Annotated in this window: 27 protein-coding genes and 1 pseudogene; 9 read left to right on the top strand and 19 right to left on the bottom strand. The window is 74.8% G+C overall.

The features are described from left to right. Positions 1–7: 7 nt before the first annotated feature. On the bottom strand, positions 8–340 hold the full coding sequence (locus tag CCO04_RS01870; RefSeq protein WP_215812387.1) for an STAS domain-containing protein: 333 nt from the start codon (positions 338–340) through the stop codon (positions 8–10). 192 nt (positions 341–532) lie between these two features. Here CCO04_RS01870 and CCO04_RS01865 point away from each other — a divergent pair, with 192 nt between their 5' ends. Beyond that, the gene (locus tag CCO04_RS01865; RefSeq protein ID WP_308281103.1) at positions 533–2905 is read left to right on the top strand and encodes a DEAD/DEAH box helicase; all 2373 of its coding nucleotides are present in this window, start codon (positions 533–535) and stop codon (positions 2903–2905) included. 9 nt (positions 2906–2914) lie between these two features. Continuing rightward, complete coding sequence (locus CCO04_RS01860) at positions 2915–3226, top strand: hypothetical protein (protein WP_215812385.1); 312 nt, start codon at positions 2915–2917, stop codon at positions 3224–3226. Positions 3227–3298: 72 nt separating this feature from the next. On the opposite strand, the gene CCO04_RS01855 is transcribed toward CCO04_RS01860, so the two are convergent. The 7 genes from CCO04_RS01855 to ssd form a co-directional block, all read right to left on the bottom strand. Continuing rightward, positions 3299–3859, bottom strand: coding sequence for an Rv3654c family TadE-like protein (locus CCO04_RS01855; protein ID WP_215812384.1), 561 nt, complete (start codon positions 3857–3859; stop codon positions 3299–3301). Next, positions 3856–4191 carry a TadE family type IV pilus minor pilin gene (locus tag CCO04_RS01850; protein ID WP_308281102.1) on the bottom strand — a complete coding sequence of 112 codons (336 nt, stop codon included), beginning with the start codon at positions 4189–4191 and terminating at the stop codon, positions 3856–3858. The genes CCO04_RS01855 and CCO04_RS01850 overlap by 4 nt, the downstream gene beginning before the upstream one ends. 104 nt (positions 4192–4295) lie before the next feature. Beyond that, the gene (locus CCO04_RS01845) at positions 4296–4547 is read right to left on the bottom strand and encodes a DUF4244 domain-containing protein (RefSeq protein WP_215812382.1); all 252 of its coding nucleotides are present in this window, start codon (positions 4545–4547) and stop codon (positions 4296–4298) included. 169 nt (positions 4548–4716) lie between these two features. Next, positions 4717–5466, bottom strand: a complete 750-nt coding sequence (locus tag CCO04_RS01840; RefSeq protein WP_215812381.1) for a type II secretion system F family protein — start codon at positions 5464–5466, stop codon at positions 4717–4719. Further along, entirely contained in the window at positions 5463–6275 is an 813-nt protein-coding gene (locus CCO04_RS01835) for a type II secretion system F family protein (protein ID WP_215812380.1), read from the bottom strand. The genes CCO04_RS01840 and CCO04_RS01835 overlap by 4 nt, the downstream gene beginning before the upstream one ends. After that, a complete protein-coding gene (locus CCO04_RS01830) occupies positions 6272–7474 on the bottom strand; it encodes a TadA family conjugal transfer-associated ATPase (protein ID WP_215812379.1) in 1203 nt (400 codons plus the stop codon). The genes CCO04_RS01835 and CCO04_RS01830 overlap by 4 nt, the downstream gene beginning before the upstream one ends. After that, positions 7474–8610 (bottom strand): septum site-determining protein Ssd, encoded by a 1137-nt coding sequence (gene ssd, locus CCO04_RS01825; protein WP_215812378.1) that lies wholly within the window; start codon positions 8608–8610, stop codon positions 7474–7476. The genes CCO04_RS01830 and ssd overlap by 1 nt, the downstream gene beginning before the upstream one ends. A gap of 131 nt (positions 8611–8741) precedes the next feature. Here ssd and CCO04_RS01820 point away from each other — a divergent pair, with 131 nt between their 5' ends. Beyond that, positions 8742–9551: an HAD family phosphatase gene (locus CCO04_RS01820; RefSeq protein WP_215812377.1), complete on the top strand. Its 810-nt coding sequence runs from the start codon at positions 8742–8744 to the stop codon at positions 9549–9551. A 285-nt stretch (positions 9552–9836) separates the two neighbouring features. Here the strand turns inward: CCO04_RS01820 and CCO04_RS01815 are convergent, their stop codons facing one another. Next, on the bottom strand, positions 9837–10565 hold the full coding sequence (locus tag CCO04_RS01815; RefSeq protein ID WP_215812376.1) for an oxidoreductase: 729 nt from the start codon (positions 10563–10565) through the stop codon (positions 9837–9839). 94 nt (positions 10566–10659) lie between these two features. On the opposite strand from CCO04_RS01815, the gene CCO04_RS01810 reads away from it, so the two are divergent. After that, positions 10660–11613: a class I SAM-dependent methyltransferase gene (locus tag CCO04_RS01810; RefSeq protein ID WP_215812375.1), complete on the top strand. Its 954-nt coding sequence runs from the start codon at positions 10660–10662 to the stop codon at positions 11611–11613. Here the strand turns inward: CCO04_RS01810 and CCO04_RS01805 are convergent. Together CCO04_RS01805 and CCO04_RS01800 are read right to left on the bottom strand one after the other, a co-directional pair. Continuing rightward, positions 11597–12199, bottom strand: a complete 603-nt coding sequence (locus tag CCO04_RS01805; RefSeq protein WP_215812374.1) for a TetR/AcrR family transcriptional regulator — start codon at positions 12197–12199, stop codon at positions 11597–11599. The two genes, CCO04_RS01810 and CCO04_RS01805, sit on opposite strands and share 17 nt — an antisense overlap. Positions 12200–12209: 10 nt before the next feature. Further along, entirely contained in the window at positions 12210–13409 is a 1200-nt protein-coding gene (locus tag CCO04_RS01800; protein WP_215812373.1) for an MFS transporter, read from the bottom strand. A 121-nt stretch (positions 13410–13530) separates the two neighbouring features. On the opposite strand from CCO04_RS01800, the gene CCO04_RS01795 reads away from it, so the two are divergent. The 4 genes from CCO04_RS01795 to CCO04_RS01780 are packed head-to-tail and all read left to right on the top strand — an operon-like array spanning position 13531 to position 17262. After that, the gene (locus CCO04_RS01795; RefSeq protein WP_308281101.1) at positions 13531–14658 is read left to right on the top strand and encodes a histidine kinase; all 1128 of its coding nucleotides are present in this window, start codon (positions 13531–13533) and stop codon (positions 14656–14658) included. Further along, positions 14655–15383: a LytTR family DNA-binding domain-containing protein gene (locus CCO04_RS01790; RefSeq protein ID WP_215812371.1), complete on the top strand. Its 729-nt coding sequence runs from the start codon at positions 14655–14657 to the stop codon at positions 15381–15383. Before CCO04_RS01795 ends, CCO04_RS01790 begins: the two co-directional genes overlap by 4 nt. Next, positions 15380–15754, top strand: a complete 375-nt coding sequence (locus CCO04_RS01785; protein ID WP_215812370.1) for a hypothetical protein — start codon at positions 15380–15382, stop codon at positions 15752–15754. Before CCO04_RS01790 ends, CCO04_RS01785 begins: the two co-directional genes overlap by 4 nt. Then, the gene (locus CCO04_RS01780; RefSeq protein WP_215812369.1) at positions 15751–17262 is read left to right on the top strand and encodes a cation acetate symporter; all 1512 of its coding nucleotides are present in this window, start codon (positions 15751–15753) and stop codon (positions 17260–17262) included. The genes CCO04_RS01785 and CCO04_RS01780 overlap by 4 nt, the downstream gene beginning before the upstream one ends. 185 nt (positions 17263–17447) lie before the next feature. Here the strand turns inward: CCO04_RS01780 and CCO04_RS01775 are convergent, their stop codons facing one another. Continuing rightward, positions 17448–18263: an aldo/keto reductase gene (locus tag CCO04_RS01775; RefSeq protein WP_374196937.1), complete on the bottom strand. Its 816-nt coding sequence runs from the start codon at positions 18261–18263 to the stop codon at positions 17448–17450. 27 nt (positions 18264–18290) lie between these two features. Then, positions 18291–19481: an MFS transporter gene (locus tag CCO04_RS01770; protein ID WP_215812368.1), complete on the bottom strand. Its 1191-nt coding sequence runs from the start codon at positions 19479–19481 to the stop codon at positions 18291–18293. Positions 19482–19641: 160 nt separating this feature from the next. On the opposite strand from CCO04_RS01770, the gene CCO04_RS01765 reads away from it, so the two are divergent. Then, complete coding sequence (locus CCO04_RS01765) at positions 19642–20088, top strand: MarR family winged helix-turn-helix transcriptional regulator (protein WP_215812367.1); 447 nt, start codon at positions 19642–19644, stop codon at positions 20086–20088. On the opposite strand, the gene CCO04_RS01760 is transcribed toward CCO04_RS01765, so the two are convergent. From CCO04_RS01760 to CCO04_RS01740, 6 genes and pseudogenes are all read right to left on the bottom strand, one after another. Then, positions 20085–20282 (bottom strand): hypothetical protein, encoded by a 198-nt coding sequence (locus CCO04_RS01760; RefSeq protein WP_215812366.1) that lies wholly within the window; start codon positions 20280–20282, stop codon positions 20085–20087. The two genes, CCO04_RS01765 and CCO04_RS01760, sit on opposite strands and share 4 nt — an antisense overlap. A 48-nt stretch (positions 20283–20330) precedes the next feature. Beyond that, positions 20331–21020: a sirohydrochlorin chelatase gene (locus tag CCO04_RS01755; protein ID WP_215812365.1), complete on the bottom strand. Its 690-nt coding sequence runs from the start codon at positions 21018–21020 to the stop codon at positions 20331–20333. After that, entirely contained in the window at positions 21017–22129 is a 1113-nt protein-coding gene (locus CCO04_RS01750) for a uroporphyrinogen-III synthase (RefSeq protein ID WP_215812364.1), read from the bottom strand. The genes CCO04_RS01755 and CCO04_RS01750 overlap by 4 nt, the downstream gene beginning before the upstream one ends. Beyond that, complete coding sequence (gene nirD / locus CCO04_RS30070) at positions 22126–22530, bottom strand: nitrite reductase small subunit NirD (protein ID WP_252372688.1); 405 nt, start codon at positions 22528–22530, stop codon at positions 22126–22128. Before nirD ends, CCO04_RS01750 begins: the two co-directional genes overlap by 4 nt. Positions 22531–22593: 63 nt before the next feature. Beyond that, positions 22594–24936: pseudogene (gene nirB / locus CCO04_RS01745) on the bottom strand (nitrite reductase large subunit NirB); the annotation flags it as partial. Positions 24937–24992: 56 nt separating this feature from the next. Next, positions 24993–26441, bottom strand: coding sequence for an FAD-dependent oxidoreductase (locus CCO04_RS01740; protein ID WP_215812363.1), 1449 nt, complete (start codon positions 26439–26441; stop codon positions 24993–24995). Positions 26442–26534: the final 93 nt, after the last annotated feature.

The raw sequence follows: 26534 nt of genomic DNA, 5'->3' as shown, positions 1-26534 counted from the left end.
TGGCCGGTCAGGCCAGAGCGGCGTCGGCGGAGTCGTGGATGACGAAGACCTTCGCCAGCCCGGTGATCTTGAAGATCTTGAGCAGCCGGTCGGCGTTGCAGACCAGCTCGAGCGAGCCGTCGTGGGCGCGGACCTTCTTGAGGCCGCCGACCAGCACGCCGAGACCGGTGGAGTCGAGGAACTCGACGCCCTCCATGTCCACCACGAGGTGGTACGTACCCGCGGCGACCAGCTCGGTGATCGTGTCGCGGAGCTTGGGGGCGGTGTAGACGTCGATCTCGCCACCTACGGCAACGACGGTGCGCCCACCGACCTCGCGCGTCGACAGTGTCAGATTCACGACCCTCACCCCGGGAGTACTCACCTACGTATGCAGTGGCACTCATCAAACCATGTCGGCCGCCCGGGCGCACAGCGAGTGCGGAATCCGCGGGAACGGGACCGCGGCCCGCCGACCCTCTTCCTGCCGCCTCCCCGCCCTCTCCGCCGCGTCGTGTTCCGTTGTGTCGGGGGTGGTTGCGACAATCGAACCGTGACCGCGCAGCCCGATCTCCGCCTCCCGGCCGCCGCCGGCCGACGGGACCCGAGCGCGCTCCTCGACCGGCTCACCGCGCTCCCCGGGCGGGCCGAGCGGCTCACCCACCGCCGTGAGGTCTCGGCGCGGGCGGCGGTCCACGCGGACTGGCCCGCCTGGGCCGACCCGGCCGTCGTCGCGGCGTACGAGGCGCGCGGCGTCGTCCGCCCCTGGGCCCACCAGGTCGCCGTCGCCGAGGCGGCCCACCGCGGCGAGCACGTCGTCGTCGCCACCGGGACGGCGTCCGGCAAGTCGCTGGCCTACCTCCTGCCCGCGCTCTCCGACATCCGCGCCACCCGCGGCCCGCGGGGCCAGCGTGGCACTGCCGTGCTCTACCTCGCGCCCACCAAGGCCCTCGCCCACGACCAGTGGTCGGCCATCCACGACCTCGGGCTCGACGTCCGCGTCGCCACCCACGACGGCGACTCCACGCCCGAGGAGCGGGAGTGGACCCGCGACCACGGCGAGTACGTCCTCTCCAACCCCGACATGCTCCACCGCTCGCTGCTGCCCGGGCACGAGCGCTGGACCCAGTTCTTCCGCTCGCTGCGCTATGTCGTCATCGACGAGTGCCACCACTACCGCGGCGTGTTCGGCGCCCACGTCGCCCAGATCGTGCGGCGGCTGCGGCGGGTGTGCGCGGCCTACGGCTCCTCGCCCACGTTCATCCTGGCCTCGGCCACCGTCGCCGACCCCGACCTCACCGCGCGGCGGATGACCGGGCTCGACGTGACCGCCGTGACCACCGACGGCTCGCCCCGCGGCGCGCTCCAGGTGGGGCTGTGGGAGCCGCCCCTCACGTCGTACCGAGGGGAGAACGGGGCGCCCGTCCGCCGTCCCGCCACCGCCGAGACCGCCGACCTGCTCGCCGACCTCGTCGTCGAGGACGTGCGCACCCTCGCCTTCGTCCGCTCCCGCCACGGCGTCGAGACCGTCGCCCAGCGTGCCGGCGAGCTCGTCGCCGAGGTCGACCCCTCGCTGGCCGGACGGGTGGACTCCTACCGCGGCGGCTACCTCCCCGAGGAGCGCCGTGCGCTCGAGGAGGACCTCCGCAGCGGCCGGCTGCTCGGCATGGCCGCCACCAACGCCCTCGAGCTCGGCATCGACGTCAGCGGCCTCGACGCCGTCGTCGTCACCGGCTACCCCGGCACCCGCGCGGCGTTCTGGCAGCAGGTCGGCCGCGCCGGACGCGACGGCGGGGGCGCCCTCGGCCTCTTCGTCGCCCGCGACGACCCGCTCGACACCTACCTCGTGCACCACCCCGACGCCCTGCTCGGCCGCCCCGTCGAGGGCACCGTGTTCGACACCGACAACCCCTACATCCTCGGCCCCCACCTGTGCGCCGCCGCCCAGGAGCTGCCCGTCACCATCGCCGACGCGCCCCTGTTCGGCCCCCGCATGCGCGAGGTGCTCGGCTCCCTCGTCGAGCGCGGACTCCTGCGCCGCCGCGCCGCCGGCTGGTACTGGACCGACCGCTCCCGCGCCGCCGACCTCGCCGACATCCGCTCCGCCGGCGGCGCCCAGGTCCAGCTCGTCGAGGGCGCCACCGGCCGCGTCGTCGGCACCGTCGACGGCAGCCGCGCCCACAGCACCGCCCACACCGGCGCGATCTACCTGCACCGCGGCCAGACCTGGCGGGTCGACGAGCTCGACCTCGACGAGCGCGTCGCCACCCTCAGCCAGGTCTCGGTCGACCACACCACCACCGCCCGCGACATCACCGACATCCGGATCGTCGCCGAGCGCGAGCACGTCGCCTGGGGCCCCTGCCAGGTCTCGTTCGGCACCGTCGAGGTGACCAACCAGGTGACGTCGTACCTCCGGAGGCGGCTGCGCACCGGCGAGGTCATCGACGAGACCCCCCTCGACCTCCCCGCCCGCACCCTGTCCACCGCCGCCGTCTGGTGGACCGTGCCCGACGAGGTCATCACCCCCCTGCTCGCCCGCGCGGGCCTCGACCTCGCCGACCTGCCCGGCGCCGCCCACGCCGCCGAGCACTGCTCGATCGGCCTCCTTCCTCTCTTCGCGACCTGCGACCGCTGGGACATCGGCGGCGTCTCCACCGCCCGCCACCCCGACACCGGCGTCCTGACCGTCTTCGTCCACGACGGCCACCCCGGCGGCGCCGGCTTCGCCGAGCACGGCTACCGCACCGCCGCCTCCTGGCTGCGCGCCACCCGCGCCACCATCGCCTCCTGCGAGTGCACCGCCGGCTGCCCCTCCTGCATCCAGTCCCCCAAGTGCGGCAACGGCAACGACCCCCTCGACAAAGCGGGCGCCGTGGCACTTCTCGACGCGTTGCTCACCGCCGCACCCCCCGACGTGGCGTAGCCTGCGGCCATGCTCCTGCTCGGACTCGTCGTACTGGTGCTCGGAGTGCTCGGGCTCGTCCTCAGCTTCTTCGGCGCCAGCATCGACTACAACCATCGTTCGGCGGAGATCCTCAACATGGACGTCGCCCCCCGCACCCTGGTGCTCTGGGGCGCGATCTCCATGCTGCTCACCGTCCTCGGGCTGTGGATGATCAAGGGCGGGATGAAGCAGGGCTGGAAGCGCCGCAAGGAGCACAAGCGGCTTGCTGAGCTGTCGGAGAAGCTGGACGAGGCTGATCTCGAGCGGCGGGGTGAGCGGCGGGACGACGGGGACAGCTGACTGGTCTGCTCGGCTGAGCGTGCTGCTCGTCTGAGCGTGCTGCTCGTCTGAGCGTGCTGGGCGGCTCGCCGCTCAGCGGGTCGAGGGGCCGGCGCGGGCTGAGGCCGTGAGGTCGTCTTGGCGGCCGAACCAGCGGGGTCCCTGCACTGCTACGGCGACGACGACGTCTGGTCCGACGCGGCGGCAGGAGCGCAGGGTGGCCCCGTTGGCGCTGGCGACGCGGGCGGCCGTCGTACAGGGGGCGGGGGTGGGGCCCTGTCCGGACTGAGCCGCGGCGGCCAAGGCGGCCAGGTCGGCGGCGGCCTGGGCACGGCGGTGGTCGACGAACAGGGCGCTGAGACCTGCGGCCGCGGTACCGGCAAGGAGCAACACACCTGCCATGGCGACGGTCAGCACAGTCGCGCCACCACGCTGGGTGTCGACCACTCCGTCCACGCCATCCCCGGCGGCAACCTCGGCCACCTCGGCCACGTCGGGGTGACTGGCGTGGTTGCGACTGCGGCTGCGGCAGTACCGATGGCGGCGCCAGGCGAGGCGCGCGCGGAGGGCTGCGAGCAACGCAGGCAACTGGGTCCTTGGGCGCGGTCGGAAGAGGCGGCTGCGCTCCGGTGTGGTGGGGCGGCGGGCGATCATGGGGCCTTCTCCTCGGTCAGGGCGACGGCTTCGGCCTGCAGCTCGGCGCCGGGCAGGGAGCGGAACAGACCTCCGGGGCCGGCGATCCGGCCGCGGGCGTGGACGACGACCTGATCGCCGTCGTGGGTGACGGACAGGCGGACTCCGTCGGGAGCGACCTGACGGCCGAGGGCGAGCGCGGATTCAGGGTCGTCGCCGCGGGCGAGGGCGCGGGCGGTCTCGCGGGCGGCGTCGACCGTACGGACCTGGCCGACGGCGACCGCGAGGAGCCAGACGAGGCCCGCGGTGACGAGCAGCAGGATCGGCAGCGCGAGGGCGAGCTCGGCGGTCACGGCGCCGCGTTGGTGGCACCGGTCTCGGCGCGGGTCCCCCCGCGAGTGCCCACGCGGGTGCCGGCGCCGTTGGGGGCTGGTCCGGAGGCGATGGGGCACGGCAGTCATCCGAGCTGGAGGACCGACAGAACGCGGTCGAACAGGCTGGTGATGAGGCGGTTGCCGAGGCCTCCGGTGAGCAGCTTAAAGAGGAGGCCGGCGAAGCCGGCTCCGGCCGCGGTGGCGACGGCGTACTCGGCGGTGGTGACGCCACGTTGATGGCCGGCACGGCTCGACCGGCGGGGGCGGCCGGGGCGGCGGCACGGGGACGACCTGGGACGGCGGTCGCGGGACGGGTGGGACGGGTGGTGGGACATGTCGCTCCGATCGTCGGCGCCGCGGGTGCGGCGGTGGTGGAGGGACGAGCGTGCGTGGGGATGGGCCGGATGGGGTGGGGGGCAGGGCGGGGCTGTGGAGGGGAAGGCGCGGGAAGGCGGGGTGGGGAAGGAAGGGGGTTGGGAGTGGGGTGGGTGGGGCGGTGGGTGTTCAGACGATGGAGGTGGCGAGGGAGACGGCGAGCGGGACGATGCCGAGCAGGAGGAAGGCGGGGAGGAGGCACAACCCCAGCGGTACGGCGGCACGTACGCCGACTGCCCGAGCCCGGTCCTCGGTCTCGGCACGAGCGTGGGCGGCGAGGTCGGCGGCGAGGCGTTCGACCGCGGCGACGACCGGGGCTCCGGTGCGGTGGGCGCGGGCGAGGGTCCGGCCGAGGGGGGCGAGGTCGGGGTCGTGGGCGAGGCCGGTCCAGGCGGCAGCGGCGTCCCCGCCGAGGCGGAGGCGGGCGGCGGTGGTGTCGAGCCGGGCCGCGGCGGGGCCGGGGAGGGCCTTGCAGACGAGGTCGATGGCGGCGGCCGGGTCCAGGCCGGAGCGGAGGGCGGCGGCCAGGAGGGTGACGACGTGGGGGAGGTCGCGGCGGACCTCGTCCCGACGGCGCCGGACGGCAGGCGGCTCGAGGCGGGTGGCGGCGATCCAGGTCGCGGCAGCTGCGGCGAGACCGGCGGGGAGGGCGAGGAGTCCGCCGAGGAGCGCCGCGGCACCGGCTCCGGCGAGGACGGCCCAGATCAGTCGGCCGCGGCGGAGCAGGCCGGGCGCGGGATCCGCGCCCGAGCCAGGAGCGGGATCGGGGCGGGAGGCAGGACCGGAGCTGGAGGGCGGGGCGAGCCGGGGGTGCGGAGGCAGGAGCAGGAGGACCGCGGCGGCGACCGCGACGGCATGGGCGAGCGTGAGGGCAGTCATGAGAGGCGGTCGACGTCGCGGGCGAGGGCTTCGATCCAGGTGAGTCCGGCGTACCCGAAGGCGAGGCCGGCGGTGAGGCAGGCGAGGCCGGCGGGCTGGGTGAGGAGGAAGCGCCACGGCCCCGCCTCGGGTCCGGATCCGGACCCACCGGCCCCGGAGGCGATGAGGAGGGTGAGGAAGGGGAGGGCGGCGAGGAGGCGGGCGGTGGCGCGGGCGGAGGCGAGCTCGCCGGCGACGATCCGGCGGGTGTGCTCGGCGGCGCGGAGGTCGGTGGCGGTGCGGGTGAGGACATCGGCGAGGCCGTGGCCGGTGCGGTGGGAGACGTGCCAGGCGGCGGCGACGATGCGGAGGGCGTCGGCGCCGGGGGTGGTGGCGAGGGTACGGAGGGTGGTGGGGACGTCGCCTCCGGTGGCGGCGGCGCGGGCGGCGGAGGCGATGGGCGGCCACTCGGCGGCGGCGTGGTCGAGGGCGGCGGCGGGGGTCTGGCCGGCGGCGAGCTCGGCGCGGAGGACGTCGCAGAGGTCGATGACGCGGCGGCGGACGTCGGTGGCGGCGCGGTCATGGCGGCGAGCGGCGAGGAGGCGGAGGGCACCGGTGACGAGGGCGGCGGCGAGGGCGGCCAGGAGCACGGTTCGTGGGGAGACGGCGGCGGTGGTGGCGAGGAGCGGGAGCGCGAGGGCGGTCAGGAGGAGCGGGGAGCGGCCGTGCAGGCGGCGCGGGGGGTGTGGTGGGCCGGAGAGGGGGAGGCGCGGGCGCGGCGGGACCAGGAGGAGGACCGCGGCGGTGACCGTCAGGGCGACGGCGATCACGCCGGGCCGCCTCGGAGCAGGGTGCGGAGGGCGCTGACGGCGGGCTCCGGGCCGGGCACGGCTGCGGCACCCGCTCCGGCAGACGAACCGGCCGGGAAGGTGAGCGCGGGGACGGTGCGGACGAGGCCGGTGCGGTGGTCACGGTCGAGGACGGCGATCTCGCCGAGGCGGCGGAGTCCCGACCCGCGCTCACGGACGACGTGCAGGACGACGTCGAGGGCCGAGGCGAGCTGGCTGTGGGCGGCGGGGCGGTCGAGGCCGGCGCTGAGGGCGAGCGCCTCCACCCGAGCCGGTACGGCGGCCGCCGAGTTCGCGTGCAGCGTCCCGCAGCCCCCTTCGTGCCCGGTGTTGAGCGCGGCCAGCAGGTCGACGACGGCGGCGTCGCGGACCTCGCCGACGACGATGCGGTCGGGACGCATCCGGAGGGCTTGGCGGACGAGGTCGCGCAGGGAGACGGCGCCGGAGCCCTCGATGTTGGCCGGGCGCGCCTCCAGCGCGACGACCTGGGGGTGGGCGGGGCGGAGCTCGGCGGCGTCCTCGACGACGACGATCCGCTCGGTGGGGTCGACGGCGGCGAGGAGGGCGGCGAGGAGGGTGGTCTTGCCGGTGCCGGTACCGCCCGTGACGAGAAAGGCGGCGCGGGCCGCGACGAGGGCGTGGAGCACGTCGAGTCCCTCGGGGGTCAGCGCGCCGGCGGTGCGGAGCTCGTCGAGCGAGAAGCCGCCGCGGCGCGGGACGCGGAGCGAGACGGCCGTGCCCGGGTGGGCCAGCGGCGCGAGGACGGCGTGGCAGCGGGTGCCGTCGGGCAGGCGCACGTCGGCGTAGGGGGACGCGTCGTCGAGGCGACGGCCGCCGCTGGCGACGAGGCGCTGGGCCAGGCGGCGGCAGCTCTCCTCGGAGTCGATCCGGACCTCGGTCTGCTCCAAGCCCCGGCCGCGGTCGATCCGGACCGGGCCCGGTCCGTTGACCAGGACGTCGGTGACGCCGGGCAGGCGCAGGAGGGGGTCGAGCGGGCCGGCGCCGATGATGTCGCGGCGCAGCGCCTCGTAGACGGCGAGCACCGCGGCGTCGCCGACCGGGCGGCCGGCGGTGCGCAGGGCTTCGGCGACCCGGTGGGGGCTGAGCGCGCCGGGGCCGGCGGTGAGCCGGAGGCGCGCCTCCTCGACCAGGGCGGCGAGGGCGGGGGCGTCCGCGTCCATCAGGCCACCGCCTCGCCCGCCGGGCGGGCTGCCGCAACCGCGGCACCCGGGCCGGCCGCCGGCTCGCCGAGGATCCCCGCGACGGCCCGGGCGAGGGGCCCGCGCAGGGAGCGGAGGGGTCCGAGGCCGAGGTCGACCGCCTCGGACAGTCCGCGCTGGTCGCGCATCTGGACCAGGACGGGCAGTCCGACCGCGCGGGCGACCTCGTCGGGCGCGAACGTCTCGCCGCGCAGCACCAGGGCGGGATCGGCGTGGTCGGCGAAGCGGGTCCGCATCCGGGCCGCGCCGGCGACGCCGGTGACGCTGGCGAGCGTGACGACGAGGAGCTGGTCGCAGCGGGCGGCCACCTCGTCGACGAGGGGGTCGGGCGAGCGGGGCAGGTCGACGACGACCACGCGGTGACCGCGGCGGGCCGCGGAGAGCACCTCGCGCACGGCGAACGCCTGGAGGGAGGGGACCCGGGCGTCGACGTGCCACGAGAGGACCCCGAGCGAGCCGCGGCGGGGCAGGGCCTCGCGCAGGGCGCGCGCGGAGAGCCGTCCGGTGGTCCGGCTCAGGGCGTCCCAGCGGAAGCCGTCGCGTCCCTCGAGCCCGAGCATCCGGTCCAGGCCCGGACCCTGGGGGTCGCAGTCGACGACCGCGGCCGCGCCCGAGCGCGCCGCCCACTGGCCGAGGGCACAGGCGAGCGTGGTCGCCCCGGCCCCGCCGCTACCGCCGACGACGCCGATCACCCGTCCGCGGTCGGGCTGCTGCTCGGTGAGGTCGGCCAGCTGCTCGACCAGCCAGCCCGCGGATCCGGGCAGCTCGACGACCTGCTCGGCACCGAGGTGGAGCGTCGTGCGGAAGAGGTCGTCGGGAGCCCGCTCGCGACTCAGCACGAAGACGTGCGGCCGGGACTCGGGCGCCACCTGCGCCACGGCGGCGGCGAGGTCGGCGCCCACGAGCACCACGGAGGCGCGGCTCCAGGTCACCAGCGCGGTCAGGGGGTCGCCGGCGATCTCGGGGGTCACGTCGGCCGCGGCGGCGAGCGGGAGGAGCTCGGCCAGGAGGGCGTCATCAGCGGTCACCACCAAGGGCGGCCCGTCCGTACGACGACGGGCGGGCCAGGACGGGTTCGAGGGTCGGTTGCGGGTCATGACGACCTTCTCGCCCGGGCCCGCGAACCCCACGCCCCAGCGGCGCGGGGCTGTGGACGAGCGGCCCCCGGCGGCGCGCTGTGCACGGCTGGTGGAGCGGCCTGGGACGGGTGCGACCTACGATGGTCCCCATGGCCTCCGCGGGTACGCCGCCGACCGCTGCGTTCTTCGACCTCGACAAGACGATCATCGCCAAGTCGAGCGTGCTGGCCTTCAGCAAGCCGTTCCAGGCCGGCGGCCTGATCTCCCGCCGCGCGGTGCTGCGCTCGGCGTACGCCCAGTTCGTCTTCATGGTCGGCGGGGCCGACCACGACCAGGTCGAGAAGATGCGCCAGTTCATGTCCCAGCTGTGCGCCGGCTGGGACGTCGCGACGGTCCGCGAGATCGTCGCCGACACGCTCCACAACGTCGTCGACCCCCTCGTGTACGACGAGGCGGTGCGCCTCATCGAGGAGCACCACGCCGCCGGGCGCGATGTCGTCATCGTCTCCACGTCGGGCAGCGAGGTGGTCGAGCCGATCGGCGCCCTCCTCGGCGCCGACCGCGTCGTCGCCACCCGGCTCAAGGTCGAGGACGGCCGCTACACCGGCGAGATCGAGTACTACGCCTACGCCGAGGAGAAGGCGAACGCGATCCGCGACCTCGCCGAGAGCGTCGGCTACGACCTGGAGAACAGCTACGGCTACTCCGACTCGGTGACCGACGTGCCGATGCTGGAGGCCGTCGGCTTCCCCCACGCGGTCAACCCCGACAAGGAGCTGCGCAAGGTCGCGGCCGCCCGCGGCTGGCCGGTGCTGGTCTTCACCCGGCCGGTCGCGCTGCAGTCCCGGCTGCACCTGCCGCCGCCGAAGCCGACCCTCGCCGCGCTCGCGGTGGGCGGTGTCGTCGCGGTCGGCACCGCGGTCTGGATCGGCGCCCGCCGCCGCACGTTCAGCGACTGAACCGGCAGGCGGCCCCAACCGGCCACACTCCCCCGGCCACGCCGAAAAGACAACCCTTGAAGGTGCCTCGGCAGCGGCGTACAAAGGACTTCAAGAACTCAAGAGCAACACGTGATCCCGGTACCCACGCGGCGATCCACCCTTCCTAACAGGGCGCTGAAACTCGGAAAATGTCCGGGGCAGCAATTACCGGTGCACGCCTGGTAGCCATGGTTCACGTGTCAGCGGTGGCACCCGAGACGTTCGTCGGCTCGGGTGCCACCTGCATGTACGGGCAGGTGCGGGCTATTCCGCGTCGCGCACGAGCGGGCTCGCCTCGGCGGCCGCCGCATAGGCCTCGGTCGCGTAGAGCAGCCAGGCGTGCATCCCGGCCGGACCGCCGCCGGCCCAGCCGCGCAGGTTCGACTCGTACTGGGGCCGCAGCGCCAGGTGCGCCGCCTCCGGTACGACGAGCGACTTCTCGTCGACGCCCTTGGCCGCCAGCACCAGCCGCTCCGCGGCCCGCGCCACGACGCCGTTGTGGGAGCCGAACGGCGCCGCCGTGACCAGCTCGGCATGGACGACGGCCGCGACCGCGAGCGCCGGCGCCTCGGTGGGCGCGGTGACCAGCTCGGCGATCCCCCGCAGCTTGGCCGCGGACTCGCCGTCGCGCGGTCGGCCGAGGAGCTCGTCGGGGAGCACCCCGCGCGCGGCCAGGGTGTGCATCCGGGCGAGCGCCTGGAGCGGCTGGCGGCGCAGCACCGGGACGAGCGAGAGCAACTCGGTCGCCAGTCGTACGGCGTCCGCCGCGATCTCGTCCCCCTCGCCCGCCCGCACCTGAGCGAGCGTCGCCGTCGAGCCCTCGAGGACGGCGCTCGCGTGGGCACCGCGCAGCAGCGACTCGGCGGTCAGGTCCGGACCGGTCCGGCGCAGGCCACGGTCGCGCAGCAGGACGTCAATGCCGTCGCGGGCCGCGGCGAAGCCGGACGGGACGCCCTCGAGCGAGACGAGCCAGGCATGGGGGTCGGAGGTCACGGCAGCAGCCTAGAAGGGCCGTCCCGGACGACGTTGCGCGCCTGCTGAGCGTGCCTCCACGATCCGGGCGCCCGCTCGCCGTACCCTCGGCGGGATGGCTACCGACTCCACCCCCAGCGCTGCGCCCGGTCTCTGCTTCGGGGCCGTGGCCGAGGCGTACGACCGCGGCCGCCCGGGCTACCCGCGCGAGGCCGTGGCGTGGCTGACCGGCGACGAGCCGCTGTCGGTGCTGGAGCTGGGCGCCGGGACCGGCAAGCTGACCGAGCACCTGGTCGCGCTCGGGCACGACGTGCACGCCACCGATCCCGACCCGCGCATGCTCGACCGGCTGGCCCTGCGGCTGCCCGAGCTGCGGGTCTCGCAGACCAGCGCCGAGGAGATCCCCGCCGCCGACGCGACGTACGACGTCGTGGTGGTCGGTGAGGCCTACGCGTGGTTCGACCACGACCAGGCCCTGCCCGAGATCGCCCGGGTGCTCAAGCGCGGCGGCTCGCTGGCGTTCGTGCGCAACGTGCGCGACGAGCGGATCCCGTGGGTCAAGCGGCTCGGCGGCCTGATCGGTCGCCAGAGCGCCGGTACGGGCGTGGGCGACGAGCTCGAGGCGTCGCCCTACTTCGGGCCGGCCGAGGAGACGACGTTCAAGCAGTGGCAGGTCATCGACCGCGCGTCGGTGCAGGACCTGGTCCGCTCGCTGCCCGACGTCGCCGGACTCGAGCGCAGCGCGCAGGAGTCGCGGATCCGCGAGGTGCTCGCGTTCTACGACGACTTCGGCCGCGGCATGGACGGCATGCAGCTGCCCTACGTCACGGAGTGCTTCCGCGCGGTCGTCGGCATCCAGCCCAAGACCGTCGCGAAGAACCCGGAGCCGGTCGCCGCCGACGGCGGCCCCGAGACGGCCGAGGGCACCGAGCGCGCGGAGGGCGCGTCGGCCGCCGGTGAGTACGCCGGCGAGTACGTCGGCGAGCCCACCGTCCCGGTCGCGCTGGCGCCCGCCGTGGAGCCGCCGGCCGACGACGACTCCGGCATGCTGCTCATCGACTTCCGCTGACCTTGGCCCTCGCTCCGGCGAGGTAGCGCGCGACATAGGGCCGCACGGGCTGGTCGTCCGCGTCGCCGAGCCCGATCAGCACCCGGTAGACGAGTGGGCCGAGGAAGTCGGTGACCGCGGCGTCGAGGTCCGTGTTCGCCGGCAGGTCGCCGCGGTCGAGGACCCGCTGGAGGACCGGGCGGCCGCTCGCGACGAGCGGGTCGCCGTCGCGCAGGAGCGCGGCGATCTTGGCGTCGTGCTGGGCCTCGCCGAGCAGCGCGCGGTAGGCGAGGCCGGCGTGCGCGGAGCCGAGGAAGGCCAGGACGGCGCTCGCGTAGGCGCTGAGCTCGGCGGCGGAGCTGCGCCCGGGCGGCGTGCGCAGCTCACCCGCGGCGTCGTGGGTGGTGGCTTCGAGCAGGATCTCGGCCTTGGACGACCACCAGCGGTAGACGGTCTGCTTGCCCACCCCCGCCCGGGCGGCGATGCCGGTCATCGTCATCGCGGCGTAGCCCACCTCGACGAGGAGGTCGTCGACGGCGTGGAGCACGGCGGTACGGGCCGCCTCGCTGCGAGGGCGACCAAGGGCCGGAGGCAGCGGACTGCTCATGCGCGCGATCCTAGGCGGCGAGGGCGACGGGACGGCGGGCGCTGCGGAGGGTGAGCACGCCGACCACGGCGACGAGCACCGCGGCGGCGGCGACGAAGACCAGTCCGGCGTCGCGCAGCCCGATGGCGCTCGCGAGCAGGCCGACACCGATCGCCGGGACCGCGAGCATCAGGTAGAGCCCGGCGAAGAAGGACGACGACACCGCCCCGCGGCTGACCGGCTCGGCCTGCTCCACGGTGAGTGCGAGGCCGGCGTTGAGGCACAGCCCGCTCGCGAGGCCGAGGACCGCAGCGGCGACCAGCAGCGGGACGAGCAGGACGGCGGCGAGAGCGAGTGCCAGCGTGGCGGCAGCGACCACGAGTCCGGCGCAGCCGACGACGATCGCCGTGCGCGGGCCGGTGCCGCGGGCGGCGAGCTGGCCGAGCGCCATCCCGCCGAAGGCGAGGAAGACGACGAAGCCGGCGAGCGCGTGGCTGTCGTGGTGCAGCGCGCGGGCCAGGAAGAGCGACGAGACCGCGGTCAGCACGCCGATCGCGGCGAAGCCGCTGCCGGCGGCGAGCACCGCACGGACGAAGGCGCCGCGGATCTCGGCCGGGACGGACAGGCGCTGGAAGCGCACGCTGGCCCGGCCGGCGTGCTCCGGTGCCGGGACGAAGGCGTACAGGCCGGCCGCGGCGACGACGGCGAGGGCGAGGTGCACGCCGTAGGGGACGACGAGGGGCGCGCCCGCGAGCTCGGCGACGATCCCGGCGAGGAGCGTGCCGACCGCGAGGCCGCCGGCGTTGGCGCCCACGGCGAGCGCCCCGGCCGTCGTACGGCGCTCGGGGGCGAAGGCGTCGATGAGGGCGGCGGTGCCGGTCCCGCTCATCAGTCCGGCCGCGAGACCCGAGACGACGCGGGCCACGACGAGCAACGGGAGCGAGGGCGGCAGCAGGAAGAGGACGGCACTCAGGCCGGCGAGGGCGGTCGCGGCGACCAGGACAGGACGCCGGCCGACCTGGTCGGAGAGCCGGCCGAAGCAGAGCAGGGCGCCGACGACACCGAGGGCGTAGACCGCGAACAGGATCGTGACGGTGAGCTCGGAGAAGTCGAGGCGCGCGGAGTAGATCGCGTAGAGCGGCGTCGGGAGCGTCGTACCGAGCATGGTGACGAGGAAGGCGAACGCGATCGCGGCGATCGCGGGGCGCGGCAAGGGCTGGGGCGGGTTCATGGGGTCTGCCTTTCAGGAAACGAGACGCTCTGTCTCGTTTCTCGACGCTAGCAGAACCGAGACGGAGCGTCTCGTATTTGTGAGCAGCGGCACCCCGCTCCGCCGGTGCATGATGAGTCCCATGCGGACGGAGCGACGGTGGCGGCGCGGGCGCGGGCGGCTCGGGAGCGAGGCCGACCGGGCGGCGTTCCGGGCGCTGCACCAGGCGTCCCTGGCCGCGCCGGCGCTGCGCGAGGGACTGACCACGGCGAGCGCGGAGCGGGCCGTGCGGCACCTGCGCAACCTGCTCGGTACGCCGGCCGTCGCGATCACCGACACCGAGGCGGTCCTCGCCTGGGACGGACTCGGCACCCACCACCTCGACCAGGCCCCCGTGGTCGGACTGCTCGCGATCGAGAAGGGGGCGCCCCGGACCGTCGATCGCAGCCAGCTCGGCTGCTCGGTCGGTGGCTGCCCGATCCGGACCGGTGTGGTGAGCCCGCTGGTGGTGGAGGGGCGGGTGCTCGGGACCGTCCAGGCGTTCGCGCCGACGCCGACGGCGGGACTGGTCCGGGCGACCGAGGAGGTCGCCGAGTGGGTCTCCGGGCAGCTCGCGCTGGCCGAGCTCGACGCCCACCGCAACCGGATGATCGAGGCCGAGGTCCGCGCACTGCGCGCCCAGATCAGTCCGCACTTCGTCTACAACTCGCTCAACGCGATCGCGAGCTTCGTCCGGACCGATCCCGACCGGGCACGCGAGCTGCTGCTGGAGTTCGCGGACTTCACGCGCTACTCCTTCCGGCGGCACGGGGAGTTCACGACGCTGGCCGAGGAGCTGCGCTCGATCGAGCGCTACCTCCTGCTGGAGCAGGCGCGGTTCGGTGACCGGCTCCAGGTGACGCTCAACGTGGCGCCGGAGGTGCTGCCAGTCGTCGTACCGTTCCTCTGCATCCAGCCGCTCGTCGAGAACGCCGTCCGGCACGGCCTCGAGAGCGTCGAGCAGACCGGCCACCTGACGATCGTCGCGCACGACCGCGGGCACGAGGCGGTGCTGGAGGTCGAGGACAACGGGGTCGGCGAGGACCCCGACAAGGTACGGCGCGCGCTCGCCGGCGACGTCGCGCTCGACTCGGTCGGCCTCGGCAACGTGGACGCACGGCTGCGCGCGACCTTCGGTGACGACTACGGTCTGGTCGTGGAGACCGCTCCGGGGGCCGGGACCAAGGTGATCGTGCGCGTGCCGAAGTTCGCGCCGGGGGTGAGCGTGTGAGCGGCCTGCGGGTGCTGGCGATCGACGACGAGCGCCCGGCTCTGGACGAGCTAACCTACCTGTTGCAGGCCGACGACCGGGTCGCCGAGGTGGTCGCGTGCCAGTCGGCGACCGACGGGCTGCGGATCCTGCGCGAGCGCGAGGTCGACTGCGTCTTCCTCGACGTCCAGATGCCCGGCCTGAGCGGGCTCGAGCTGGCCGAGGTGCTCGGCCGGTTCAAGCAGCCGCCGCCGGTGGTGTTCGTGACCGCGCACGAGCAGCACGCGGTGGATGCCTTCGACCTGCACGCGGTCGACTACGTGCTCAAGCCGGTCCGGCCCGAGCGCCTCGCTGAAGCCGTACGACGCGTGCTCGGCGGCACCGCTCCCCCACCGCCCGCGAGCGACACCCAGGTCGCGGTCGAGCGCGGCGGCGTCACCCGGTTCGTCGACCGCGGGGACATCACGCACGTGGAGGCGCAGGGCGACTACGCCCGCCTGCACACCGCCAACGGCGAGGCGTACCTGGTCCGGGTGCCACTGACGACGCTGGAGGAGGAGTGGGCCGAGGCCGGGTTCCACCGGATCCACCGCTCGTTGCTGGTCGCTCTCGCCCACGTCACCGAGGTCCGCACCGAGGCCGGGCGCACCTCGGTACGGATCGGGGCGACCGAGCTGCCCGTCAGCCGGCGGCACACCCGCGGGCTGCGCGACGTGCTGGTCCGGCGGGCGCGCGCGGGCTCATGACCGAGCGGGTACGGGTCACCGGGCCGCCGCGGCACACCGCCGCGGCCGCGGGCCGACCCGCGAGCCGGCTCGGCGACGTCCACGAGCAGACCGCGCTGGGCGACGTCTACCTGCGCTCGCTGCTGCGCGAGCAGCTCGGGCTCGCCGCCCGGGTGCTCGGCGTCCTCGCGCTCACCCTCGGCGTCCTGCCGATCGCGTTCCGCCTCGCCCCGGGGCTGGCCGACGCGCACCCACTGGGGATCCCGCTGCCCTGGCTGTTGCTCGGCGTCCTGGTGCACCCGTTCCTGCTGCTCCTCGCCTGGCGCTACGTGCGCCGGGCCGAGCGCAACGAGCGCGCGTTCGCGGACCTCGTCGGGGGCGAGGAGCCGTGAGCTCGGCCGCCGTACCGGGGCTGGTCGCGGTCGTCCTGGTGACGCTGGTGACCCTGGCGATCGGCATCTGGGGGCTCAAGGTCTCGCGCACGACGAGCGACTTCTTCGTGGCCTCGCGGACCGTGCGGCCGGGGCTCAACGCGTCGGCCATCGGCGGGGAGTACCTCTCCGCGGCGTCCTTCCTCGGCATCGCCGGGCTGCTGCTCGTCGGCGGGGCGGACATGCTCTGGTACCCCGTCGGGTGGACCGCCGGCTACCTCGTGCTCCTCGTCCTGGTGGCGGCCCCGCTGCGCCGCTCGGGGGCGTACACGCTGCCGGACTTCGCCGAGGCGCGGCTCGGCTCACGCACCGTCCGCGCCGCCTGCTCGCTGCTGGTGGTCGGCATCGGCTGGCTGTACCTGATCCCCCAGTTCGAGGGCGCCGGCCTGACCCTGCGGACCGCGATCGGCGCGCCCGAGTGGGCCGGCCCGGTCGTCGTCGGCGGGGTCGTGCTCGCCAACGTGACCGCCGGCGGGATGCGCTCGGTGACCTTCGTCCAGGCGTTCCAGTACTGGCTCAAGCTGACCGCGATCCTGGTACCGGTCGCCGTCCTGCTCGTGGTGTGGTGGGGCGACGGGCGGCCGAGCAGCCCGGCGGGTGCCGACGGCTGGTCGATCCCGGTCGCGGGGGACGGCGGGATCGGGCTGTACACGACGTACTCGCTGATCACGGGGCTGTTCCTCGGCACGATGGGCCTGCCGCACGTGGTCGTGCGCTTCTACACCAACCCCGACGGCCGCGCGGCCCGCCGGACCACGGTCGTCGTCCTGGCGCTGCTGGGGCTGTTCTACCTCTGGCCGCCGGTCTACGCCGCCCTCGGCCGCGTGTACGCCGGCCGGCTGGTCGACGAGGGACGCTCCGACGTCCTCGTGCTCGAGCTGCCGCGCCTGATGCTCGGCGGCCTCGGCGGCGACCTGCTGACCGGCCTGGTCACGGCGGGCGCGTTCGCGGCGTTCCTGTCGACCTCGTCGGGACTCGCGATCGCCGTCTCCGGCGTGCTCACCCAGGACGTCACCACGCGCCTGGTCGGCGAGCGGCGCGGCGGGGTCGCGGCCTTCCGGCTCGCGGCGGTCGTCGCGGTCGTGATCCCCGTCGTCGCGGCACTGCTGGTGCGCAACGTGGGAGTGGCGCAGTCGGTGGGCCTGGCGTTCGCGGTGGCCGCGTCGACGTTCTGCCCGCTGCTGGTGCTCGGCATCTGGTGGCGGCGGCTGACCGACGCCGGTGCGCTGGCCGGGCTCGCGGCCGGCGGGCTCGGCGCGGGCGGGGCGGCGATCGCGACACTGGCCGGCTATGCGCCGGGGGGATGGACCGGGGCGCTGCTCGCGCAGCCGGCGGCGTGGAGCGTGCCGCTCGCCGTACTGGTGATGGTGGGGGTGTCGCTGGGGACGGCGAGCCGGGAGCCGGTGCATGCGCGGCGGTTCCTGGTGCGGCTGCACACGCCGGAGACGTTGGGGGCGGACCGGAGGTGACGGTGCTCGCCGGCTGATCTGCGTAAGGACGCGCGTGGTTCTGCGTCCCTCCAGTGGCCCCGGCGCCGAGGCCGTCCCTCCCGGACAGGCAGCGCACCACGGAGCTGCTGAGCGGCTGCGCGTCCCCACGGCACGCAGCCGCTCAGCGAACGGCGATCGAGTGATCGACCAGCGCGTGGGCGAGGTCAGCCGGTGAACTCGGCCGGGTGCGGTCCCACCCGCCCGTCCCGCTCCAGCCCGTCGACGGCGGCGAGGTCCGCCGCGGTCAGCTCGAAGCCGTCGAGGTCGAGGTTGGCCGCGATCCGGGACGGGGTGACCGACTTGGGGATGACGACGCGGCCCTGCTGGAGGTGCCAGCGCAGGATCACCTGGGCGGGCGTGCGGCCGAGGCGCTCGGCGATGGTGGTGATGGTCGGGTCGGTGAGGAGGGCGCCCTGGGCGAGGGGGCTCCAGGCCTCGGTGACGATGCCGAGGGCGGCGTCGGCGGCGAGGATGTCGCGCTGCTGGAGGGCGGGGTGGAGCTCGACCTGGTTGACGGCGGGGACGGTGCCGCCGAGGCCGGCGACCCGGTGCAGGTGGTCGGGCAGGAAGTTCGAGACGCCGATGGCGCGGACCCGGCCGGCGGCGTACAGCTCCTCGAGGCCGGTCCAGGCGTCGAGGTAGCGGTCGTTCGCGGGGGCCGGCCAGTGGATCAGGTAGAGGTCGGCGTGGTCGAGGCCGAGGCGCTCCAGGCTGGCGTCGTAGGCGGCGACGGCGGAGCCGTGGTCGCTGTTCCAGAGCTTGGTGGTGACGAACAGCTCGTCGCGGGCGATGCCCGAGGCGGCGAGGGCGCGGCCGACGCCCTCCTCGTTGCCGTAGATCGAGGCGGTGTCGATGCTGCGGTAGCCGGCTTCGAGGGCGGCGCTGACGGCCGCCTCGGTCTCGTCGTTCGGGACCTGGAAGACGCCGAAGCCGACCTGCGGCATGACGACTCCGTTGTTGAGCGTGACCTGCATCTGCATGGGATCCTCCTGGGGTACGGGGTGGGTTCAGACGGCGACGGGTGTCGCGACCGGAGCAGGGGTACGACGCAGCTCGCCGCCGGGCGCCAGAGCGGCGACGACGAGCACGACGAGGCCGGCGGCGGTGATGGCGGCGCCGGCCCAGAGGGGTGAGGTGTAGCCGAGGCCGGCGGCCAGGGTGAGGCCGCCGATCCAGGCACCGAGGGCGTTGCCGACGTTGAAGGCGGCGATGTTGGCGCCCGAGGCGAGGGTGGGCGCGCGGTCGGCGTAGGCCATGACGCGCATCTGGAGGCCGGGCACGGTCGCGAAGCCGACCCCGCCCATGAGGACCAGGGCGATCACGGTGAGGACCGGGCTGCTCGCGGTGAGCGCGAAGCCGGCCAGGACCACGATGAGGGCAGCGAGGACGACGAGCAGCGTGCGGACCAGGTTGCGGTCGGCGGCCCGGCCGCCGAGGACGTTGCCGGCGACCATGCCGGCGCCGAAGAGCACCAGCAGCAGGGGGACGGCGCCGGAGGCGAAGCCGCTCACCTCGGTGAGCGTGAAGGCGATGTAGGTGAAGCCGCCGAACATGCCGCCGTACCCGAGGACGGTGACGGTGATCGAGAGCCAGACCTGGGGGCTGCGGAAAGCGGCGAGCTCGGCGCGGGGGCTCGAGGCGGGCGCCGCGCCGCGGGCGGCGGGGACGAGCGCGGCGATGCCGACGAGGGCGAGGACGCCGATCACGGTGATCGCCCAGAACGTCGAGCGCCAGCCGGCGGCCTGGCCGAGCAGGGTGCCGAGGGGGACGCCGAGGACGTTGGCGAGGGTGAGTCCGCCGAACATGAAGGCGATGGCGCTGGCCTTGCGCTCGGGCGCGACGAGCTGGGCGGCGACGACGGAGCCGATGCCGAAGAAGGCGCCGTGGCACAGGGCCGCGACGACGCGGCCGGACATCATGGTGGCGTAGTCCGGCGCGAGGGCCGAGATCAGGTTGCCGAGGATGAAGAGCACCATCAGGCCGAGCAGCGCGGTCTTGCGCGGCACCCGGGTGAGGGCGAGGGTCAGCACGATCGCGCCGACGGCGACGCTGAGCGCGTAGCCGGAGATGAGGTAGCCGGCGGTCGTCTCGGTGACGGCGAAGTCGTCCGCGACCTCGGGCAGCAGGCCCATGATCACGAACTCCGTCAGGCCGATCCCGAACCCGCCGATGGCGAGCGCCACGAGTGCGACTGGCATGGGCAGTTGCTCCTACGAAGAGAGAGGTGCGGTGAGTAGCGTGGGGAGATAGTCGGCGTCTGCATTAGTTGCACACGCGCCTTATCGATAGTTGCACACGCGCACTATCCGCGCAACTCAGGTATGCTGACCCGAGCAGGGACCGACGAGAGGAGCCCCGATGGGCATCGCCGACGACGCCGTGGAGATCCGCGCGCAGGGCTGGCGCACGCTGGCCGCCGTCCACGGACTCATCGAGGCGGCCCTCGAGAAGGCGCTCCAGCGCGAGCACGGCCTCTCCGTGGTCGAGTTCACCGTGCTCGACGCGCTCAGCCGCCAGGACGGCTGGCACATGCGGATGCAGCAGCTCGCCCGCGCGGCGGCGCTGTCGGCGTCCGCGACGACCCGGCTGGTCACCCGGCTCGAGAACCGCGGGCTGCTGACCCGGATCCTGTGCGCCGACGACCGGCGCGGCATCTACACCGAGCTCACCCCGGCCGGGCGGGCGCTGCTCGCGAAGGCGCGCCCCCTCCACGACGAGGTGCTGCGCACGACGCTCGACGAGGCACAGGAGATCCCCGAGCTCGCCGGGCTCGCGGGCTTCGTCGGCTCGGTCGCCGCGAGCTAGGCCTTGGCGACGGTGCCGTCGGCGTCGCGACGCACGGCGTCACCGACCTCGACGGCGTTCCAGACGTCCTTGTCGACGCGGGCCTTGACGATCGCGCCGCCGGTGGTGCGCACCTTGAGCCGGCGGTACATGTTGGCTCCGTCGTAGAGCCCCCGCGACTTCTTGACGACGACACCTTCCCAGGCCTCGGTCATGACGGTCTCCTCTCCGAGGTTCGACGAACCCGTCAGGACCGACCTTAGTCAGGCGACCGCAAGCGCGGGGGCGAGCGCGCGGACGCGGTCGACGACGAGCTCGGCGACGCGCGGGTGCGGGCCGATGACGTCGGCGACGACGCAGGCACCGGCGGCGAGGGCGTCGTGGCGGGCCTTGCGGTGGAAGTGCCCCGTCGCCAGCAGGTACGACGACACGGCGTCACCGCGCCGCACGACCTCCGCGAGCCGGGGTCCGCGCCCCGACAGCGTCGCGAGGCGCACGGGCGCACCCCAGGCGTGGGCGAGCAGGTGGGCCGCGTGGTCGAGGTCGTCGAGCGCGGCCGGGTCGGAGGAGCCCGCGGCGACCATGACGACGGGCTGGCCGGGCAGGGCCCCGGCGGCGCGGAGCCGGTCGACCTGGGCGGCCGCGAGGTGCGGGTCGGGACCGAGCGCGGGGCCGAGCCGGACCAGGTCCGGGCGGGCGCCGGCCTCGACGGCGGCGGGGAGGTCCTGGCGCAGGTGGTAGCCGGTCGAGAGCAGCAGCGGTACGGCGACCACCGGGGTCGTCGCCGCGCCCACGGCGTCGGCGAAGAGCGGCGCGCACAGCTCGACGTACGACGTCGTGGCGGTCCAGCCCAGCCGCTCCCCCGCGACCCGCGTGATCACCCGGGCGACCTCGTTGCCGGCGGCGGTGCGGGTGCCGTGGGCGACGGTGACCAGGTGCGGGGCGCCCGTCACGACGCGACCGCCAGCCGGTAGCCGCGCTTGACCACGGTCTGCACGACGCGGGTGCCGAGGGCGGCGCGCAGCCGGGCCACGGCCATCTCGACGGCGTGCTCGGAGCCGGCGGTGCCCGAGGGCAGCGCGACGAGCAGGTCACGGCGCGAGACGACGGTGCCCGGGTTGACGAGCAGGGCCTGGAGCACGGCGTAGGGCGCGGGCGAGAGCTTGACCTCGACGCCGTCGAGGAGCACGTCGTCGCCGTGGAGCAGGAGGGTGTGGCCGGCGACGTCGATCGACGTACCGGCGGCGCGGGAGGGCAGCTCGGCCTCGAGCTGCTTGACCATCGCGGCGAGCCGGGAGCGGTCGGGGTAGATCGACGGCACGCCCCACATCTCGAAGGCGGCGGCGGTGACCGGTCCCACGCACGAGGCGATGACGTCGGCCTGGAAGGCGCTGACCACCTCGTCGCGGTGGCCGGTGGTGCCGGCGGCCTCCATCATCGCGGCGATCGCGGGGGCGGCGGTGAAGGTGACCGCGTGGACGCGGCGCTCGGCGACGGCCTCGATCAGGCCGAACATGGGCTCCGGGTCGGCCGCGCCCTCGACCCGGTAGACGGCGACGGTGGTGACGTCGGCGCCGAGCCGGCGCAGCGCGTGGGCGGCGAGCGAGAGCGACTGCCCGTGCTCCTGGACGACGATCCGCCGGCCCTGGAGGTCGCGTCCGCGCAGGTGCAGGAGCACGTCCTCGAACGCCTCGGACTCCGGCGCCCACAGCTCGCGCAGGCCGAACCGGCGCAGCGCGCCGACGCTCTTGGGCCCGCGGGCCAGGATCTCCGCGCCGGACAGGTGGGTGGTGAGGGCGTCGAGCCGTCCCCAGCGCTCGGCCGCGGTGAACCAGGACTTGAGGCCGATGCCGGTGGTGGCGACGAAGATGTCGACCGGCTGGGCCAGCACCTCCTCCGTCGCGGCGCGCAGGCCCGCCTCGTCGATCCGGTTGGGGTCGACGGACAGCGCCGGCGCGTGGACCACGGTGGCGCCGCGCCGCTCCAGCAGCGCGATCTGCTCCTCGGCCCGCCGCGCCGCGGTCACGCCGATCGTGAATCCGGACAGGGGCAGGTCAGTCACGACGCGATTGTCTCGCGCCGCGCGCCCACCACCACAACGCCGTCGACCACGCGGACGTCGTACGTCGGTACGGCGACCGCCGGGTCGTCCAGGCAGACGCCCGTACGCAGGTCGAAACGCTGCTTGAGCAGCGGGCTCGCGACGAACGGGACGTCGGTCTCGTCGCGCGCGGTCGTGCCGACGATGCCGCGGGAGAGCACGGAGGCCTGCCCGAACGGGTCGAGGTTGGCGAGCGCGAAGACCTCGTCGTCGTAGGTCCGGAAGACGGCGACGTCCTCACCGCCGACGAGCGCGACGACGCCGGACTCGCGCTGGACCTGGTCGAGGCGGCACACCGCGGTGCCGAGCGTGAGCGTCGTCGCGCGCGCCTCCTCCTGGAAGGCGATCGCGGGCGCGGGCATCCCGGGCGCGTTGACGAAGGAGACGAACCGGGCGAGCTTGTCGGGGTCGTCGATGGTCGCCTTCCACTCGTCGAAGTAGGAGTCGACGTGGCGCGCCATCGCGGCCTCCAGCTCGGCGCCGAGGCCGAGGACGTCGTCCACGACGACCGCACGGACCCGGTCCAGGCCGCCGATCTCGGCGACCCAGCTCGCGGTGCGCTGCAGCCGGTCGGCGGTGCGCACGTAGTACATGAGGAAGCGGTCGAGGTAGCGGACGAGCTCCTCGTGCGAGAGGTCGCCGGCGAGCAGCTGGGCGTGGGCGGGGACGGCGCCGCCGTTGCCGCCGACGTAGAGGTTCCAGCCCTTCTCGGTGGCGATGACGCCGAAGTCCTTGCCGCGCGCCTCGGCGCACTCCCGGGCGCAGCCGGAGACACCGCCCTTGAGCTTGTGGGGCGAGCGCAGGCCGCGGTAGCGCAGCTCGAGCTCGACGGCGAGGCCGACCGAGTCCTGCACGCCGTAGCGGCACCAGGTGGAGCCGACGCAGGACTTCACCGTGCGCAGCGACTTGCCGTAGGCGTGGCCCGACTCCATGCCGGCGTCGACGAGCCGCTTCCAGATGGCCGGCAGGTCCTCCATCCGGGCGCCGAAGAGGTCGATCCGCTGACCGCCGGTGACCTTCGTGTAGAGCCCGTAGTCGCGGGCGACCTCGCCGATCACGATCAGCTTGTCGGGTGTCACCTCGCCGCCGGGCAGGCGCGGGACGACGGAGTAGGTGCCGTTCTTCTGGAGGTTGGCGAGGTAGGCGTCGTTGGTGTCCTGGAGCGTCGCGTTGGCGCCGTCGAGGACGTGGTGGTTGAGCAGGCTGGCCAGGATCGACGCCACGGCGGGCTTGCAGATGTCGCAGCCGCGCCCGCGGCCGTGCCCGGCAACGATGTCGTCGAAGCGCTGGTAGCCGTGCACCGCGACGACGTCGAAGAGCTCCTGGCGGGTCAGCGCGAAGTGCTCGCACAGCGACTTGTCGACGGTACGACCGGTGGCGGCGAAGTGGTCCTCGACGATCTTCTTGACCACGCTCTTGCAGGACCCGCAGGTGGCACCGGCGCGGGTGCACGCGGTGACGCAGCCGGCGTCGTCGCAGGATCCGCCCTCGGCGACGGCGGCGACGATCTCGCCCTTGGTCACGTCGTTGCAGGAGCAGACCTGCGCCTCGTCGGGCAGACCGATCTCGGCCACGCCGCGCCCGGCCGGGAGGATGAGCTCCTCGGGGTTGTCGGGCAGTGCCATGCCGGAGCCCACGAGCGGGCGCAGGACGCCGTACGCCGAGGCGTCGCCGACGAGGATGCCGCCCAGCAGCTCGTAGCGGCCGCCCTCGTCCTCCCGGACCACGAGCTTCTTGTAGACGCCCGCGACGGCGTCGGCGAAGACCACCTCGAGCGCGTCCTCCGCCGTGGCGAACGCGTCGCCGAAGGAGGCGACGTCGACGCCGAGGAGCTTGAGCTTCGTCGACATGTCGGCGCCGGTGAAGGCACCGGCCGCGCCACCGAGCAGGGTGTCGACGACGACCTCGGCCATCGCGTAGCCGGGCGCGACGAGGCCGTACATCCGGCCGCCGGGTGCGGCGCACTCGCCGATCGCCCACACGTGCGGGTCGGAGGTGCGGCACTGCTCGTCGACGAGCACCCCGCCGCGCTCGGCGAGGTCGAGGCCGGCGGCCCGGGCGAGCGCGTCGCGGGGGCGGATGCCGGCCGAGAAGACGACGACCTCGGCAGCGAGCGGCTCGTCGCTCCCCTGGAAGCGCAGCCCGGCGACCCGGCCGGACGCACCGACGATCTCCTCGGTGACCACACCGGTGTGCACCCGCAGGCCGAGGTCGCCGATGTGGCGGGCGAGGGTCGCGCCGCCGGCGTCGTCGACCTGGACCGCCATCAGGCGCGGTGCCATCTCGACGACGTGGGTCTCGACGCCCAGCTGGTGCAGCGCGTTGGCCGCCTCCAGACCGAGCAGGCCGCCGCCGATCACAACGCCGCTGCGCGCGCCGGCGCAGGCCGCCCGGATCGCCTCCAGGTCCTCGATCGTGCGGTAGACGAAGACGTTGCCGAGGTCGTGACCCGGCACCGGCGGCACGAACGGCGCCGCGCCGGTGGCGAGCACGAGCTCGTCGTAGGGGTGGACGGCGCCGTTGGCGGTGACGACGGTGCGGGCCTCCGGGTCGAGCGCCACGGCCTCGGTGTCGAGGTGGAGCGCGACCCGCGGGTCGTCGTACCCACCGTCGGGGAGGAACGAGAGCGCCTGGGCACCCACCTCGAAGTAGGACGTCAGCGCCACCCGGTCGTACGCCGGACGCGGCTCCGCCCCGAGCACCGTGATGTCGTGGGTCTCGGTGAGCCCGCGCTCGATCGCCGCTTGCACGAAGCGGTGGCCGACCATGCCGTGGCCGACGACCACCAGGCGGCGGCGCTGCTTGCGGAGGTGCTCAGGTGCCATCACAGGCGTCCTTTCGTGGCGAGGGCCGGGCGGCTGGCGAGCAGCTGCCGGACCGTGCTGGCGCAACCACCGCAGCCGGTGGTCGCGCGGGTGGTGTCGCGGACCTGCTCCAGCGAGGAGCAGGCCCGGATCCGGCCGGCGGTGACGCCCGCGCAGGCGCACACCTCGGCGTCGTCGGGGAGCGTGCGCTCCGCGGCCGTGGGCTCCGGGAGGAGCAGCCGGCCGGGCTCACCGGGACCGAGCGCGGTGCGCCGGTCGAAGTGCTGGGTGATCAGGCCGACCCGGGACAGGTCGCCGACCAGCGTCGCGGCGACGATCCGGCCCTCGCGCACGACCAGGCGGCGGTGCGAGCCGGAGATCGGGTTGGCGACCTCGACGACCTCGCCACCGGCGGCGACCTCGGCCGCGGCGTCGCCGAGGACGGCGACGTCGAGGCCGGTGGCGCGGAGCCGGGCGACGACCCGGCTGCCGTCGTACCGGGTGGCCTCGCCGGCCAGGACCCCCGCCAGGACGCCGGCCTGCTCCCAGGCGGGTGAGACGAAGCCGGTCGTGCGGCCGTCGTGCTCGGCGCAGTCGCCGAGGGCGTGGACCGCCGGGTCGGTGACGCTGGCCAGCCGGTCGTCGACGACGATGCCGCGACGGACCTCGAGCCCGGCACCGCGGGCCAGGGCGGTCGACGGGCGCCCGCCGGCGGTCAGCACGACGAGGTCGGTGTCGAGCGAGTAGCCGTTGTCGAGCCGCAGCGCGACCCGGCCGGCGGACGGGTCGTCCGCGCGGTCGAGGAGCCGGACGGCACGGGCGCTCGTGTAGACCGCGACGCCGAGCCGGCGCAGGTCACGGGCGAGGATCCGGCCCGCGGCGGTGGTGAGCTGCTGGTGCAGCACGTGGTCGGCGCCCTCGACGATCTCGGTCACGATGCCGCGCGCACCCAGCGCCCGCGCCACCTGCAGACCCAGCAGGCCGCCCCCGACCACGACCGCGCGGCGGCCGGTGGGGAGGGCGGCGACCAGGCGCTCGCAGTCGGCGAGCGAGCGGAAGGCGTGCACGGCGTCGTGCAGCGCGCCGTCCGCGCGCACCAGGCCGCGGATCGGCGGCAGCGTGGGGATGGCGCCCGTGGCGAGCACCAGCGCGTCGTACGGGAGGCGGGTGCCGTCGGCGAGCACGACCTCGCGCCACTCGCGGTCGATCCCGCTCACCCGGGCGCCGCGACGCAGGTCGATGCCGTGGTCGTCGTACCACTGGGGGGAGCGGAGCGTCAGCGACGACGGCCGGTAGGTGCCCTCCAGGACCGCGGACAGCAGGATCCGGTTGTACGGCGGCGCGTCCTCGTCGCCCAGCACCGTCACGGCGAGCGAGCGGTGCGCGCCGCGCGCGACGAGCTCCTCCACCAGCCGGGTCGCGGCCATGCCGGAGCCCACGACGACGACGCGGCGGGGGCTCGGGTTCATGACGCCCATGCAACGGGACGGAGGTTTCGCTCCGGGTGCGTCGCGCTGCACCACGATGTCAACGAGTCCTCACGGCCTCACCGGACGGCGCCC

This window comes from Pimelobacter sp. 30-1, from assembly GCF_018831735.1.
In the GTDB taxonomy this organism is placed as follows: Bacteria; Actinomycetota; Actinomycetes; order Propionibacteriales; family Nocardioidaceae; genus Nocardioides.
This window is presented reverse-complemented; position numbering and strand designations above follow the sequence as displayed.

Excerpts from the sequence above, each read along its gene's own strand:
- CCO04_RS01860 (WP_215812385.1), top strand. The coding sequence starts at position 2,915 with ATGCTCCTGCTCGGACTCGTCGTACTGGTGCTCGGAGTGCTCGGGCTC.
- CCO04_RS01855 (WP_215812384.1), bottom strand. The coding sequence starts at position 3,859 with ATGATCGCCCGCCGCCCCACCACACCGGAGCGCAGCCGCCTCTTCCGA.
- CCO04_RS01845 (WP_215812382.1), bottom strand. The coding sequence starts at position 4,547 with ATGTCCCACCACCCGTCCCACCCGTCCCGCGACCGCCGTCCCAGGTCG.
- CCO04_RS01840 (WP_215812381.1), bottom strand. The coding sequence starts at position 5,466 with ATGACTGCCCTCACGCTCGCCCATGCCGTCGCGGTCGCCGCCGCGGTC.
- CCO04_RS01830 (WP_215812379.1), bottom strand. The coding sequence starts at position 7,474 with ATGGACGCGGACGCCCCCGCCCTCGCCGCCCTGGTCGAGGAGGCGCGC.
- ssd (WP_215812378.1), bottom strand. The coding sequence starts at position 8,610 with ATGACCCGCAACCGACCCTCGAACCCGTCCTGGCCCGCCCGTCGTCGT.
- CCO04_RS01820 (WP_215812377.1), top strand. The coding sequence starts at position 8,742 with ATGGCCTCCGCGGGTACGCCGCCGACCGCTGCGTTCTTCGACCTCGAC.
- CCO04_RS01810 (WP_215812375.1), top strand. The coding sequence starts at position 10,660 with ATGGCTACCGACTCCACCCCCAGCGCTGCGCCCGGTCTCTGCTTCGGG.
- CCO04_RS01805 (WP_215812374.1), bottom strand. The coding sequence starts at position 12,199 with ATGAGCAGTCCGCTGCCTCCGGCCCTTGGTCGCCCTCGCAGCGAGGCG.
- CCO04_RS01800 (WP_215812373.1), bottom strand. The coding sequence starts at position 13,409 with ATGAACCCGCCCCAGCCCTTGCCGCGCCCCGCGATCGCCGCGATCGCG.
- CCO04_RS01795 (WP_308281101.1), top strand. The coding sequence starts at position 13,531 with ATGCGGACGGAGCGACGGTGGCGGCGCGGGCGCGGGCGGCTCGGGAGC.
- CCO04_RS01785 (WP_215812370.1), top strand. The coding sequence starts at position 15,380 with ATGACCGAGCGGGTACGGGTCACCGGGCCGCCGCGGCACACCGCCGCG.
- CCO04_RS01775 (WP_374196937.1), bottom strand. The coding sequence starts at position 18,263 with ATGCAGATGCAGGTCACGCTCAACAACGGAGTCGTCATGCCGCAGGTC.
- CCO04_RS01770 (WP_215812368.1), bottom strand. The coding sequence starts at position 19,481 with ATGCCAGTCGCACTCGTGGCGCTCGCCATCGGCGGGTTCGGGATCGGC.
- CCO04_RS01765 (WP_215812367.1), top strand. The coding sequence starts at position 19,642 with ATGGGCATCGCCGACGACGCCGTGGAGATCCGCGCGCAGGGCTGGCGC.
- CCO04_RS01760 (WP_215812366.1), bottom strand. The coding sequence starts at position 20,282 with ATGACCGAGGCCTGGGAAGGTGTCGTCGTCAAGAAGTCGCGGGGGCTC.
- nirD (WP_252372688.1), bottom strand. The coding sequence starts at position 22,530 with ATGCCCGCGCCCGCGATCGCCTTCCAGGAGGAGGCGCGCGCGACGACG.
- CCO04_RS01740 (WP_215812363.1), bottom strand. The coding sequence starts at position 26,441 with ATGAACCCGAGCCCCCGCCGCGTCGTCGTCGTGGGCTCCGGCATGGCC.